Raw genomic sequence first — 13,485 nt, 5'->3', positions numbered from 1 at the left:
CGGCGTCTACCATCGACTGGATGCCTGCACTCCCTCCCAGCGCCCCACGCCCGACTTCGAGCGAGGCCGCGCCGGATCCTCGTCTGACTCGCCTGCCCGACGAATCCGCCCGCGACGGATTCATCCGGGTCCGCGGTGCCCGCGAGAACAACCTCCGCGACGTCGACGTCGATGTGCCGCGCGACCGTCTCGTCGCCTTCACGGGGGTGTCAGGATCCGGCAAGTCGTCGCTCGCATTCGGCACGATCTTCGCCGAAGCCCAACGCCGGTTCCTCGAGTCGGTGGCGCCGTACGCGCGCCGGCTCATCGCGCAGGGGTCGACCCCGCACGTCGACTCGATCACCGGACTGCCGCCGGCCGTCGCCCTGCAGCAGCGGAGGGGCGCGCCGAGTTCGCGCTCGACCGTCGGCACTCTGACGACGCTCTCCAACTCGGTGCGGATGCTCTACTCGCGCGCCGGAAGCTACCCTGACGGGGCGACCCGCCTCGAGTCCGACTCGTTCTCGCCCAATACCGTCGCCGGCGCGTGCCCCCGCTGTCACGGTCTCGGCATCGCGCACGAGGTCACCGAGGCGTCGGCCGTGCGCGACGACACGCTCAGCATCCGCGACGGGGCGATCGCCGCCTGGCCCGGAGCCTGGCAGGGCAAGAACCTCCGCGATGTCACGGCCGTGCTCGGTTACGACATCGACCGGCCCTGGCGCGAACTCTCGCGCGCCGACCGCGACTGGCTGCTCTTCACCGAGGAGCAGCCCGTCGTCGAGGTCCAGCCCCAGCGCGACCGCGTCGCCAAACCCTACAAGGGGCGTTTCTGGAGCGCGCGACAGTTCGTGATGCACACCCTCGCCGACTCGCAGAGCGAAACCCAGCGCACCAAGATGCTGCAGTTCGTCGAGTCGGGGCCCTGCTCGCTCTGCGGAGGGAGCGGCCTGACCCGGGCCGCCCTGCTCGTCACGGTCGGCGGAACCACGATCGCCGAGCTCAACCGGCTTCCGCTCGCCGCTCTCGCCGACGTTCTCCGACCCATCGCGACGCTGGAGCACGCCGGTGCCGCCACGTCCCGTGCGTCCTCCGGAGAACGCACCGAGGTGGCCGTCACGATCTCGCGCGACCTGCTCGCCCGCGTCGAGGTGCTCACCGACCTGGGCCTCGGCTACCTCAGTCTCGACCGCGCGACACCCACTCTGTCGCCGGGCGAGATGCAGCGACTCCGCATCGCCACCCAGCTGCGCTCCGGCCTGTTCGGCGTCGTCTACGTGCTCGACGAGCCGAGCGCCGGGCTGCACCCCGCCGACTCCGAGTCGCTCATCGAGGTCTTGGACGGCTTACGCGCGAGCGGCAACAGCGTGTTCGTCGTCGAGCACGACATGGACATCGTGCGCCGCGCCGACTGGATCGTCGACGTCGGCCCCGGAGCGGGGGCGGGCGGCGGAGAGGTGCTCTACAGCGGGCCGGTCGAGGGGCTTACAGGCATCGAGACGTCGGTCACGCGGCGGTTCCTGGATCCTTCGCCCGTGGCCGCAGACACCGAGACCCGGCGGCCGGCGGCGACGCTCGAACTCCGCGGGGTCACGCGCAACAACCTGCGGGCTCTCGACGTCGACGTGCCGCTCGGCGTGATGACGGCCGTGACGGGAGTCTCAGGATCCGGCAAGTCCACGCTCGTCGGGCACGTCCTGGCCCAGCACGCGACCGAGCATCCTCTCGTCGACCGCGTCGTGCAGGTCGACCAGAAGCCGATCGGCCGCACGCCCCGCTCGAACCTCGCCACCTACACCGGCCTCTTCGACGCCGTGCGCGGAGCCTTCGCCGAAACCGATGAGGCGAGGGCTCGCGGCTGGTCGGCTGGGCGCTTCTCCTTCAACGTGGCCGGCGGTCGCTGCGAGGTCTGCCAGGGTGAGGGCTCGGTCTCGGTCGAGCTGCTCTTCCTGCCGGGCAGCTGGGCTCCGTGCCCCGAGTGCCACGGCACCCGCTACGCGCCCGAGACTCTCGAGGTGCTCTGGAACGGAGCCTCGATCGCCGACGTGCTCGCGATGACGGTCGAGGAGGCGGCGCCGTTCCTCCGCGCGATCCCCGCCGCCCACCGCGGACTCGAGACGCTCCGCCAGGTCGGGCTCGGCTACCTCCGGCTGGGGCAGCCGGCACCGCAACTGTCGGGTGGTGAGGCGCAGCGCATCAAGCTCGCGACCGAGCTGCAGCGCGCCCGGCCCGGCCACACGCTGTACCTGCTCGACGAGCCGACCACCGGCCTGCACCCGGCCGACGTCGAGCTACTCGTCGTCCAGCTGAACCGACTGGTCGACGCGGGCAACACCGTCGTGCTGGTCGAGCACTCCATGGGCGTCGTCGCGGCGGCGGACCATGTGATCGACATGGGCCCCGCGGGAGGCGACGAGGGCGGTCTCGTCGTGGCGTCGGGCACGCCCGCCGACGTCGCGCTGGCTTCGGGGAGCCGGACGGCGCCGTATCTCGCCACTCGGCTTCCCCTGAGCTGACGGTGCGCGGGATCCTGACGGTCCCGTCTCACTATTCCCGTCTGGTCGCCCCCTGTCCTGGGGCTGGCCGGTCGCGTCCGCTTCGTTCAGGCTGGTCGTAACGAACAGGAGCTGTCATGTTGTCAGTGGTCTACACGAGTGCCGCCAAGGGGTCTTTCGACGATTCCGATCTGGCGACGCTGCTCATGAACAGCCGGTCGAACAATCGCCGGCTCGGTCTGACCGGTTTTCTGCTCTACCGCGACGGCCTGTTCCTGCAGGTCCTCGAGGGGCCCGACGAGGTCGTGCGGGATCGCCTGGCGATCATCACCGCCGATCCCCGACACGGCGACGTGGCAGTGCTCGTCGAAGACGAGGTGGCCGAACGTCGCTTCCCGTCGTGGTCGATGGGCTACGAGGCCGTGACCGACGAGCTCGCCGAGTCGATTCCCGGCTACCGTTCGACCTTCGACGACATCGGTCGGGGCACCCTCGGTGCTGCCGACCAGCCCGCTGTTCGGCAGCTGGTGCAGTGGTTCCAGAATCGAGCACCCGAGGCGGCCTGATCCCGCCTCGGGTTGTCCTCGGGACGACGTCACGGCACCGGTGACGTCACCAGAGCGGTGACACTCAGCTCACGGAGAGCCAGGTGCCTCGGCGCAAGACCCTCTCGACTCCGAACGTCTGGTCGTCGACGATCACGAGGTCGGCGGGAGCGCCGGGCGAGAGAGGCGACACCAGGCCGACGCCCCTCGATGCTGAACCCGACGTCACGGCTGCGGCCTCGATTGCGATAGACGGCACCGCCCCTGCCCCCGCCGCGCGTGCGGTGCTCAGCTCGGCCAGCCGCACCAGCGCATCGCCGACCGTGGCGGTGCTTCCCGCGAGCGACGACCCGTCGGCCAGCATCGCGACGCCCTCGGTCACCGTGACCGCCGATCCGGCAATCGCATAGGATCCGTCGCCCAGACCGGTCGCACTCATCGCGTCCGAGACCAGCACGAGGCGATCGGGAGCGAGGCGCCGCACCAGCGCAGCCACCGATCCCGCGACGTGGTGGCCGTCGAGAATCAGCTCGACACTGACTTGGTCGTCGTCGAGAGCTGCGCCCACGAGCCCCGGCTCACGGTGGTGCAGCGGCCGCATGCCGTTGAAGAGGTGGGTGACGACGGTGGCACCCCGATCGAAGGCCGCGGTCGCGGTTGCGGCGTCGCAGTCGGAGTGGCCGAGGGCGACGGTGATGCCGCGCTCGACGAGCCACGAAACCGCGTCGAGGCCACCGGGTAGCTCCGGCGCGAGCGTGACCATGCGGAGCGACCCCGCTGCGGCGTCGACCAGGCGGGAAAGCGCCTCAACCGTCGGCGGAACCAGCAGCGACGCATCGTGCGCTCCACGGCGAGCGGCTGACAGGAAGGGCCCCTCGAGGTGGATGCCGGCGAGGTGGCCGACCGCGACGAGCGGCGCCAGCGTGTCGAGCGCCCGCTCCAGAGACGGCAGCGGAGCGGTGGCCACCGAGGCCACGAGACTCGTCGAGCCCCGGGCGGCGTGATAGTCGACGACGCGAAGCGCCTCGGCGGCGGTCGCCGAGCCGAAGTCGATGCCAAGGGCGCCGTGAACGTGCTGGTCGACGAAGCCCGGCAGGGCGGTTCCGGTGACGAGCTCCACCTCGGCGGCGTCGAGCCCGGGCGGGAGGACGGCGCCGACGAAGTCGATCAGGCCGTCGAGCATAACGACGAAACCGGGGGAGAAGACCGAGGCGGGCGTGACGACCCGGTCGACCCGCAGGATCCTGCGCTCCCGCCTGTCGAGGGACGCGCCGGACACGCAACCGGCGCTCATGGGAGCAGCGCCGTCCGCGCGAGCACGCCGGCCCCGACGATCGCCGCGGCGTCACCGTGCGCGGCACGCGCGAGGGTCGGCCGGCGCGAGAACGCCAGGCGTTCGTCGAGCGCCCGCCTCAGCGGATCGAACAGTAGATCGCCCGCCTCGGCGAGTCCGCCACCCACCACGATCATCTCGGGAGCCGCGACGGCCGCGATCCACGAGAGAGTGTCGGCGAGCACCTCAACGGCGTCGTTCCAGAACGCGACGGCCCGAGGATCCGCGGCCCGCACTCTCTCCGCCGCCTCGCGCGCGTTCGCCGCACCCAGCCGCCGCGCCAGGCTACCCGCCGAGGCAACCTCTTCGACGCGCAGCCCTGCGAGGGCACCGTGCCGCAGCACGACCTGGCCGATCTCGCCGGCCCATCCGCCCGAGACGAGGGCGGTGCCGCCCTGCACGTACGCGCTGGCGAGCCCGGTGCCGATCGCCACGAACGCCATACCGCCGGGGACGTCGCGGGCGGCGCCGGTCGTACTCTCGGCGAGAGCCCCCGCCCGGACGTCTTGGCCGAATCCGACCGGGAGCCCGATTCGGGTGGAGAGCAGGTCGCGGAGCGGCAGGTCGCGCCAGCCCAGATTGACGCTGGCGACCGCGACGCCCGATTCGTCGTCGACCACGCCGGGAACGGCGAGCCCCACGGCCGCCACCGGCCGGAGCCGACGTGCGGTGTCGACGATCTCGGCCACGGCGCGGATGGTGCCCGACGCGTCGAGATCACCCGACGGAGTGGCGACGCGCCACTCGCCGACGACCTCTGCGGGGCCGTCGAACAGGCGCGCCTTGATCGTGGTGCCGCCGACGTCGACGCCGACGACCGCGGGGGCGGCGTCGCGGTCGAGGTCGGCAGAAGTCACGAGGCGAGTATGACGGAGCGCGTCAGCGAGCGGGGGTGATCGGGGTCGAGACCACGCGCCACGGCGAGGGCGACGGCGAAGCGGTGCACCACGACGAGGGCCGCCTGTGGGTCGAGATCGTGATGCACGAAGGTGGCGCCGGTGGCTTCGACATCGTCGACGAGCCCCTCGGGAGCCTCGTCGAGCGACCAGACGAGACGGCCGGGCTGAGCGATGGCGATCGGGCCGTGACGGTAGTCCATCGACGGATACGACTCGGCCCAGAACTGGGCGGCCTCGCGGGTCTTGAGCGCCGCCTCGAAAGTGAGGCCGACGGCCGGCCCGGTGCCGATGAAGGTGACCTGCTCGGCCGAGAGCAGATCGTCGATGGGCAGGTCGAGGGCGATCTCCGCCTGGCGCGCCAGCATCTCGATGTCGTCGCCGAGCCCGGCGCGGAGGAGCGCCAGCCCGGTGGTGGCGAAGCGCGTCTGCACGACCGACCGCTCGTCGGCGAAGGGCAGCGCGATGACCTGGTCGGCCTCGGCGGCGGCGGGGGAGTCTCCGACCGCGGTCAGCAGCACGGTCTTCTGGGTGGTGAGGCCGGCCAGAAGCTGCACGATCTCGGTCGTCGTGCCCGAGCGCGAGATGGCGACGACACGGTCGTACTCACGACCGACGGGATACTCGGATCCGGCGAAGGCGTCGGTCAGACCGAGGCCGGCGCGCTCGCGGAGCACGGCATACGTCATCGCAATGAACCAGCTCGTGCCGCAGCCGACGACCGCGACGCGCTCTCCGGGCTGGGGCAGCGCGTCGGCGAACTCGGGGGCGAGTGCGGCCGCCCTCCGCCAGGTCTCGGGCTGGGAGGCCAGTTCTTCGGCCACGAAGGTGTCGGTCATGGAGGGTCCTTTCGATCACGCTGAGCGGCGCATGCGCTGATGAGCATCCTAGAAGATCGGTTGTGAGTGATTCAAGAGAAAAACGTCAAGTTCGATCAAGGATCCGAGTCGTCACCACCCTAGGATTGCCCCATGACGCAGCAGCAGCGCTTGAACGAGCTCCTCGAACTGGTCTCGGAACGCGGCAATGTGACGATCGCCCAGATCGGCGAGGCGCTCGGCATCTCGGCCGCGACGGCGCGACGCGACCTGGCGACGCTCGCGGAGCAGCGGCTCGTCACGCGGACCCACGGCGGCGCGTCATCGCTCGGCAGTGGCTACGAGCTGCCCCTCCAGTACAAGATCGCCCGGCAGGCCGAGGCGAAGATGACCATTGCCCGCGCCGCCGCCGCGCTCGTCTCGGTGAGCGACTCGGTGGGGCTGAACGGCGGCACCACGACGAGTGAGGTCGCCCGAGAGCTTGGTCGGAGCGATCGGCTCGTGCGCTCCGACGGTGACTTCGGCGTCACCATCGTGACCAATGCGCTGAACATCGCCTACGAGCTCTCGGTGCGCTCACACGTCAAGATCGTCGTCACCGGCGGGGTGTCTCGGCGTCAGTCGTACGAGCTCGTGGGCCCGCTGGTCTCGAACTCGCTGGCCGAGATGGCTCTCGACGTGGCGATCCTCGGCGTCGACGGACTGAGCGTGCGATTCGGTGCGACAACCCTGCACGAGGGCGAGGCCGATGTGAGTCAGCAGTTCGCCAAGGTCGCGAAGAAGGTTGTCGTCGTCGCCGACTCCACAAAGATGGAGAAGACGACGTTCGCGCGCATCTGTCCGCTCGACCAGATCGACGTGCTGGTCACCGACCGGCCCGTGCCCGCCGAGCTCGAGCGGGGTCTCGGTGCGGCGGGCGTCGAGATCGTCATCGCCTCATAGGTCGGCTGCCTGCCGCCCTGCCCGTCTCCTTGCCAGCCGGCTGTCCTGGCAGCCTGCCCTGGCCGCCGAGAGGGCCCAAATGGGGCCACAAATCGATTGCCGACCCCGACTTGGGCACTCTCGCCGGGCGTCCGGCCTCGGGCCGATGCGCGCGAGGTCGAAAACGTCGTCAGGGTGATGCGCCCTCCGGATGGGACCGGCGTCGGCGCAGCGAGCGGCCGCGGCTCAGCGACCGGCCGCGGCGCAGCGACACAACCCAGCAGCACAGCTGCAGCCCGGCCCGTGAGTGTTTCGGTCTCGTAAACAACCGCGATCAAACGGAATTCTGACTTTCGTGCAGTCGCGAGAACATTTATTGTCACTTCATGATCGTTTTGGCTATGTTTGAATCATGTTCACGCAAAGACGCGGAGAAAATGTGACTTCCAATCACGAAACCACCAGCCCCGAGGCGGCCACCGCAGGCGGTGCCTCACGTGGCCCCGGCGCCCTGCGCGTCGGCCTCGTCGGCGTCGGCCAGCGCGCCTACATCGCCCACCACGTCGCCTCGTCCGACGAGAACGCCGTCCTGGTCGCGGCGGCCGACACCACTCCCCAGGGTCGTGGCCGCATCGCGGCCGAGTTCGGGCAGGAAGTCGAGGTCTTCGACTCGCACACGGCCCTGATCGAGCGCGCTGAACTCGACGCCGTGATCGTGACGACGCCCGACTGGACGCACGCCGAGATCGCCATCGACTTTCTCCGCGCGGGCATCGCGGTCTACCTCGAGAAGCCCCTCGCCATCACGGTCGAAGACGCCGACGAGGTGCTTCGCACGGCTCACGAGACCGGCACGAAGCTCTACGTGGGCCACAACTTTCGCCACGCGGCCGTCGTCCGGCTCATGCACGACATCATCGCCCGCGGCGAGATCGGCGAGGTCAAGACCGTCTGGGTGCGGCATTTCGTGGGCAACGGCGGCGACTACTACTTCAAAGACTGGCATGCCGACCGGAGCAAGACGAACACCCTGCTGCTGCAGAAGGCCAGCCACGACATCGACGTGGTGCACCTGCTCGCGGGCGCCTACACGACCCGCGTCGTGGGCATGGGCGACCTCGTGGTCTACGGCGACGTCGTCGACCGCGACACCCACGAAGGCGAGACGGTGCACGACTGGTTCTCGTACGACAGCTGGCCGCCCCTGACTCAGACCCGCCTCAACCCGGTCGTCGACGTTGAAGACGTGTCGATGATGATGATGACGCTCTCGAACGGCGTGCTCGCGAGTTACGAACAGTGCCATTTCACGCCCGACTATTGGCGCAACTACACCGTCATCGGCACCGAGGGTCGTCTCGAGAACGTCGGCGACACGGCCGGCGGAGTCGTCAAGGTCTGGAACCGCCGCCACGAAGCCGAATGGCAGACCGCCGGCGACGTGGAGTACCCGATCGAGGGGGTGTCGACCGGTCACGAAGACGCCGACGTGCTCACGATGCGCGAGTTCCTGGCATTCGTCGGGCGGGAGGAGCCGGTCACGCTGTCACCGGTGGCTGCGCGCGCAGCGGTGGCCGCAGGATCCTTGGCCGCCCGTTCTCTGCGCTCCGGCTCGCAGCCGTTCGACGTACCCGCGCTCTCGCCCGAACTGCTCGAACACTTCGCCCGCACCACCACCCCTGTACCCGCCCCCGCCGTCTAGCGGCGGCCTCACCCAAAGGACACGTCATGCACATCTCCTCTCGGCCCGGTTCGGCACGACGCCGGCTCTCCCTCGGCGTGGCCGCAGCAGTCGGCGTCGCACTGCTCGCCTCCGGCTGCAGCGCGTCGTCGTCGAACACCGGCAGTTCCGGCATCTACGAGGCCCCGTCGAAAGACACGAAGGCCGAACTCACCTACGGCGTCTGGGATCAGACGCAGGTCAAGGCCATCAAGGCGAACCTCGCTGGCTTCAACAAGGAATACCCGAACATCAAGGTCAACGTGAACGTCACGCCCTACGACAGCTACTTCACGAAGCTGCAGACCGAGGCGTCGAGCAACACGCTCCCCGACCTCTTCTGGTTGAACGGACCCAACTTCCAGCTCTACGCGTCGAACGGCAAGGTCGAGCCCATCACGGGCGAGGTCAAGTCGGGCGACATCACGCTGAGTAACTACTCGTCGGCCCTCGACGACCTCTACTCGCTCGACGGCGTGCAGTACGGCGTTCCGAAAGACTTCGACACCATCGGCGTCTGGGTCAACAAGGCCCTCTTCGAGCAGGCGGGCGTCGACCTGCCGAAGGCCGACTGGACCTGGAGCGACTTCCAGACCGCTGCCGCGACCATCTCGTCGAAGCTGAAGAGCAAGGGCATCTACGGCGTCGCGGGCGGCATGGACGGCCAGACGACGTACTACAACACGATCGCGCAGTCGGGCGGCGACGTCATCAACGCCGACGGCACCAAGTCGGGGTACGACTCCGCGGCCACGAAGAAGGGCCTCGAGTTCTGGACCCAGCTGATCGAGTCGGGCTCCTCGCCCACGATCCAGCAGCTGACCGACACGTCGGCCGACCAGTGGTTCACCTCCGGCAAGGTCGCCATGTTCTGGGGCGGTAGCTGGGCGCGGACCGAGGTCGGCGACTCGTCGATCGCCAAAGACGTGCAGGTGTACCCGCTGCCGACCGGCGAGAAGCAGGCAACTGTCATCCACGGCGTCTCGAACGTCGTCGCCGCCGGCAGCAAGAACAAGGCCGCTGCCCAGGCTCTCCAGGTGTACCTGGCTTCGAAGGAGGCGCAGAAGCAGCAGGGCGACATGGGCGCGGTGATCCCGGCCTACACCGGCACTCAGACCGCTTTCGCCAAATCGCAGCCGGGGGTCGACCTCCAAGTGTTCCTCGACGCGGTCGACTACGCCGTGCCGTTCCCCGTCTCGAAGAACACCGCGGCGTGGAACGCACTCGAGGCCAGCGAACTCCCCGCCGCCTTCTCTGGAAGCAAGCCCGTCGCGACGGTCGCCGACGATCTCGCCTCGCAGATGAACGCTCTGCTCACGAAGGAGAAGTAGACCGTGACCACCGAGACGCTCCGCTCGCCGAAGGCCGCCGTTCCCGGCCGCCCCAAGCTCCTGAAGCGCGACGGCGTGTGGCCTTGGCTGTTCGTACTGCCCCTGATCCTCGGCATCGCCGTGTTCTATCTGTGGCCGATCATCCAGACCGCGTACTTCTCGCTGACGACGTGGGGCGTCTTCGGTGGCTCGACCTTCACGGGGGTGGCCAACTACATCCGGCTGTTCGCTGACCCCCAGCTCTACCTGGCCCTCGGCAACACCCTGCTCTACACGGGCATCGTGCTGCTGGGCGTTCCGCTCGCGGTCTGGTTCGCCAGCCTGCTGAACACGCCGGGGCTCCGGTTCGCGTCGTTCTACCGCGTGCTGTTCTTTCTGCCCTATGTGGCGATGCCGACAGCCATCGCCATGGTCTGGCGCATCATCTTCAACGGCGACTTCGGGATCCTGAACTACCTCCTCAAGGGGATCGGCGTGCAGGGCCCCTACTGGATCTCGACGCCGGGCTTCGCGATGGTCGCGGTCGCGATCGTCGGCCTCTGGTCGTCGCTCGGCTTCTCGATGATCATCCTCGGAGCGGGCCTCAAAAACATCCCGGCCGAGCTGTACGAGGCCGCCGAACTCGACGGTGCCAGGCCGTGGCGTCAGTTCCGCTCGGTAACGGTGCCGCTGCTCACGCCGAGCATCTTCTTCGTGCTGATCATCACGATCATCGGCAGCTTCCAGCTGTTCGACCTGCAGTACGCGATCCTCGGCTCGCCGTCGACCAACCCGGTGATCCCGCAGAGCCTGTCGCTCGTGTACTTCTTCTACCAGCAAGGCTTCGTGTCGAACGACAAGGGCTACGCCGCCGCCATCGCCATGATCATCTTCGTGATCATCGGCATCGTCACTCTCGTGCAGTTCCGCCTGCAGAAAAGGTGGGTCTCGAATGACTAACAACGTCGCCGCTGCCCGCACCTCGGCCGCCCTCAGCGATCCCGAGCTCGACCCGTCGATGCCGGCTCCCGTGTCGCCTCCGACGGGCCCCAAGAAGGGCCGAAGAGAAGGATCCGCCGCCCGCCTCCGCGCGAAACGGCGCGGTCGCGCTCGTCACGGCTCGCACGCCGTTGCCCACGTCGTCCTCGGCGTCGGCGGCTTCATCATGGCCTTCCCGTTCCTCTGGCAGATCATCATGTCGCTGTCGACGAACGCCGAGGTGCAGAGCGTCACGCCGCACTTCTGGCCGGCGGAGTTGCAGTGGTCGAACTACGCCACCGTCTTCGAGACGCTCCCCTTTCTCGACCAGCTGCGCACGAGCATCCTGATCACCGTCATCCGCACGGTGGCGCAGATCCTGCTGTGCACCCTCGCCGGCTACGCCTTCGCGCGGATGGCCTTCAAGGGCCGCGCCATCATGCTGGCCCTGGTGCTGTCGATCCTCATGGTGCCCTCGCAGGTCTACCTGATCTCGCAGTACCAGCTCGTGCAGGGCTTCGGGCTGCTGAACACGATCGTGGGCCTGATGCTTCCGGGGCTCTTCAGCGCATTCGGCACGTTCCTCATGCGCACGGCGTTCCTCAACATGCCGCAGGAGCTCGAGGAAGCCGCCCGGCTCGACGGCGCCAATCCGTTGCAGGTGTTCTGGAAGGTCATGCTGCCCCTCGCGAAGCCGTCGATCAACGTGCTGGCGATTACGACCGTGCTGTGGTCGTGGAACGAGCTGCTGTGGCCGCTCGTGGTCTCGACCAACTCGAGGTCGATGCCGCTGTCGGCCGGCCTCGCGACGCTCATCGGCGACAAGACGACCGATTACCCGGTCGTGATGGCCGCCAGTCTGCTCGCGATGGCGCCGGTGCTGATCATGTTCATCGTGCTGCAGCGCCGGGTCATCGACGGGCTCGCCTTCTCCGGACTCAAGTAGTCCTGCGGTTCCGCTTCTCGTTCCACCAATCGATCACAGGGGTGTTCCCATGAAGAAACGCATCATCACGACGACCGCTATCGCGGCCGCTCTCGCACTGGCGATTCCCGCCACGGCGTCGGCTCACCAAGCCGCCGCGCATCCGGCGTCGGTCACGAGTCGCACCGTCACCTACGCGGCCAGCGACGCCGTCATCCCGAACCCGGCACGCGGCTTCTATCACTCGACCGAGACCCACTATCTGAAGGACGGCTCCGGTTACGAGCCGCTCGACCTCGCGTCGCTGCGGGCGTTCCGCAAGGAGGGTGTCACACAGATCCTTCGCGAGTTCTGGATGGAGAAGTTCGTCGACCAGAAGACCCTCGATCCGAAGTGGCTGAAGCTGGTGCAGAAGGATTACGACACCGCCCGCAAGGCCGGGGTCTCGGTCATCACCCGCTTCGCCTATGTGCAGGGCGGCGACTTCCCGTACAACCCGCCCTACGGTGACGCCGACGTTGACACCGTGCTCGCCCACATCAAGCAGCTCACGCCGATCCTGCGGAAGAATGCCGACGTGATCCCCGTACTCCAGGAGGGCTTCATCGGCCTCTGGGGCGAGGGGTACTACACCGACCATTTCGCCGCCGACCCGGCGAACCCCGGTGTACTGACCGACGCCGACTGGGCAAACCGCAACCGCGTGGCCGCCGCCGAGTTGAAGGCCCTGCCGAAGAGCCGCGGCATCCAGGTGCGCACCATGCAGATGAAGCAGAAGGCGGTGGGCGTGACAAGCGGAACGGCCGGCGCGCTGACGCCCGCTCAGGCGCACGACGGTTCGACGAAGTCGCGTATCGGCCACCACAACGACTGCTTCCTCGCCGCTCCCGACGACTGGGGCACCTTCCTCACCGACCCGCTGTCACTCGACCAGGATTACCTCGCGGCCGACTCGCGGTACGTCGCCGTCGGCGGCGAGACCTGCAACGTCGACGCCCCGCGCTCGGAGTTCCCGTCGGCGGCTGCGGAGATGGCGAAGTACCACTACAGCTACCTCAACCGGGATTACAACCAGGACGTCCTCGGATCCTGGGGTGCTGCCGGTCTCACCGAGACCTCGAAAAAGCTCGGCTACCGGTTCGTGCTGAAGTCGAGCACCGTCACCACCGCGACCAAGGGCCACGCCCCGTCGGTCTCGGTGAAGGTGGCGAACGAGGGCTGGAGCGCGCCGTATAACTCGCGCCCCGTGAAGCTCGTGCTGACCTCGAAGAACCGGACGATCACGGTGCCGATCACGGCCGACGCCGACACCTGGCAGCCCGGAAAGACCGTGACGGTCTCGGCCGCGCTGAAGCACGTGCCGCGCGGCACCTACCAGGTCGCCCTCGCCCTGCCGGCGCCCGAGAAGACGATCGACGGCAACCCGAACTACGCGATCCAGACGGCGAACGTCGGTACGTGGAACGCGCGCGCCGGCGTCAATGACCTGAAGCAGAAGGTCACCGTGCGCTGACCCAGCCGAGCTCGCCTCCGCACAGCGGCGCCGATCCACCGACGTGGTGGAT

At 68.5% G+C, this 13,485-nt stretch carries 11 protein-coding genes; 8 read left to right on the top strand and 3 right to left on the bottom strand.

Annotation, left to right across the window (positions count from 1 at the left end):
* The first annotated feature begins 20 nt into the window (after positions 1-20).
* Positions 21-2,495, top strand: a complete 2,475-nt coding sequence (locus ITJ49_RS04595) for an excinuclease ABC subunit UvrA (protein WP_194601987.1) — start codon at positions 21-23, stop codon at positions 2,493-2,495.
* A gap of 116 nt (positions 2,496-2,611) precedes the next feature.
* Positions 2,612-3,040 carry a BLUF domain-containing protein gene (locus ITJ49_RS04590; RefSeq protein ID WP_194601984.1) on the top strand — a complete coding sequence of 143 codons (429 nt, stop codon included), beginning with the start codon at positions 2,612-2,614 and terminating at the stop codon, positions 3,038-3,040.
* A 64-nt stretch (positions 3,041-3,104) separates the two neighbouring features.
* Here ITJ49_RS04590 and ITJ49_RS04585 read toward each other — a convergent pair whose 3' ends face one another.
* The 3 genes from ITJ49_RS04585 to ITJ49_RS04575 are packed head-to-tail and all read right to left on the bottom strand — an operon-like array spanning position 3,105 to position 6,087.
* Positions 3,105-4,298: an amidohydrolase family protein gene (locus ITJ49_RS04585; RefSeq protein ID WP_194601981.1), complete on the bottom strand. Its 1,194-nt coding sequence runs from the start codon at positions 4,296-4,298 to the stop codon at positions 3,105-3,107.
* An 11-nt stretch (positions 4,299-4,309) separates the two neighbouring features.
* Positions 4,310-5,209, bottom strand: a complete 900-nt coding sequence (locus ITJ49_RS04580) for an ROK family protein (RefSeq protein WP_194601978.1) — start codon at positions 5,207-5,209, stop codon at positions 4,310-4,312.
* A complete protein-coding gene (locus ITJ49_RS04575) occupies positions 5,206-6,087 on the bottom strand; it encodes an SIS domain-containing protein (protein WP_194601976.1) in 882 nt (293 codons plus the stop codon). Before ITJ49_RS04575 ends, ITJ49_RS04580 begins: the two co-directional genes overlap by 4 nt.
* Positions 6,088-6,219: 132 nt before the next feature.
* On the opposite strand from ITJ49_RS04575, the gene ITJ49_RS04570 reads away from it, so the two are divergent.
* The 6 genes from ITJ49_RS04570 to ITJ49_RS04545 all read left to right on the top strand — a co-directional run bounded on the left by ITJ49_RS04570 (position 6,220) and on the right by ITJ49_RS04545 (position 13,433).
* On the top strand, positions 6,220-7,008 hold the full coding sequence (locus tag ITJ49_RS04570; protein WP_055960567.1) for a DeoR/GlpR family DNA-binding transcription regulator: 789 nt from the start codon (positions 6,220-6,222) through the stop codon (positions 7,006-7,008).
* Positions 7,009-7,426: 418 nt separating this feature from the next.
* On the top strand, positions 7,427-8,689 hold the full coding sequence (locus ITJ49_RS04565) for a Gfo/Idh/MocA family protein (protein WP_370544371.1): 1,263 nt from the start codon (positions 7,427-7,429) through the stop codon (positions 8,687-8,689).
* A 26-nt stretch (positions 8,690-8,715) separates the two neighbouring features.
* Positions 8,716-10,038, top strand: a complete 1,323-nt coding sequence (locus ITJ49_RS04560) for a sugar ABC transporter substrate-binding protein (RefSeq protein WP_194601971.1) — start codon at positions 8,716-8,718, stop codon at positions 10,036-10,038.
* 3 nt (positions 10,039-10,041) lie between these two features.
* The gene (locus ITJ49_RS04555; RefSeq protein ID WP_194601968.1) at positions 10,042-10,977 is read left to right on the top strand and encodes a carbohydrate ABC transporter permease; all 936 of its coding nucleotides are present in this window, start codon (positions 10,042-10,044) and stop codon (positions 10,975-10,977) included.
* Positions 10,970-11,941 carry a carbohydrate ABC transporter permease gene (locus tag ITJ49_RS04550; RefSeq protein ID WP_228514055.1) on the top strand — a complete coding sequence of 324 codons (972 nt, stop codon included), beginning with the start codon at positions 10,970-10,972 and terminating at the stop codon, positions 11,939-11,941. The genes ITJ49_RS04555 and ITJ49_RS04550 overlap by 8 nt, the downstream gene beginning before the upstream one ends.
* Before the next feature lie 49 nt (positions 11,942-11,990).
* Positions 11,991-13,433, top strand: coding sequence for a DUF4832 domain-containing protein (locus ITJ49_RS04545; protein ID WP_194601965.1), 1,443 nt, complete (start codon positions 11,991-11,993; stop codon positions 13,431-13,433).
* Positions 13,434-13,485 lie beyond the last annotated feature (52 nt).

Source organism: Frondihabitans sp. VKM Ac-2883 (genome assembly GCF_015350875.1).
In the GTDB taxonomy this organism is placed as follows: domain Bacteria; phylum Actinomycetota; class Actinomycetes; order Actinomycetales; family Microbacteriaceae; genus Frondihabitans.
Note: the sequence above shows the minus strand (reverse complement) of the source record. Positions and strands in the feature narration are given on the sequence as shown.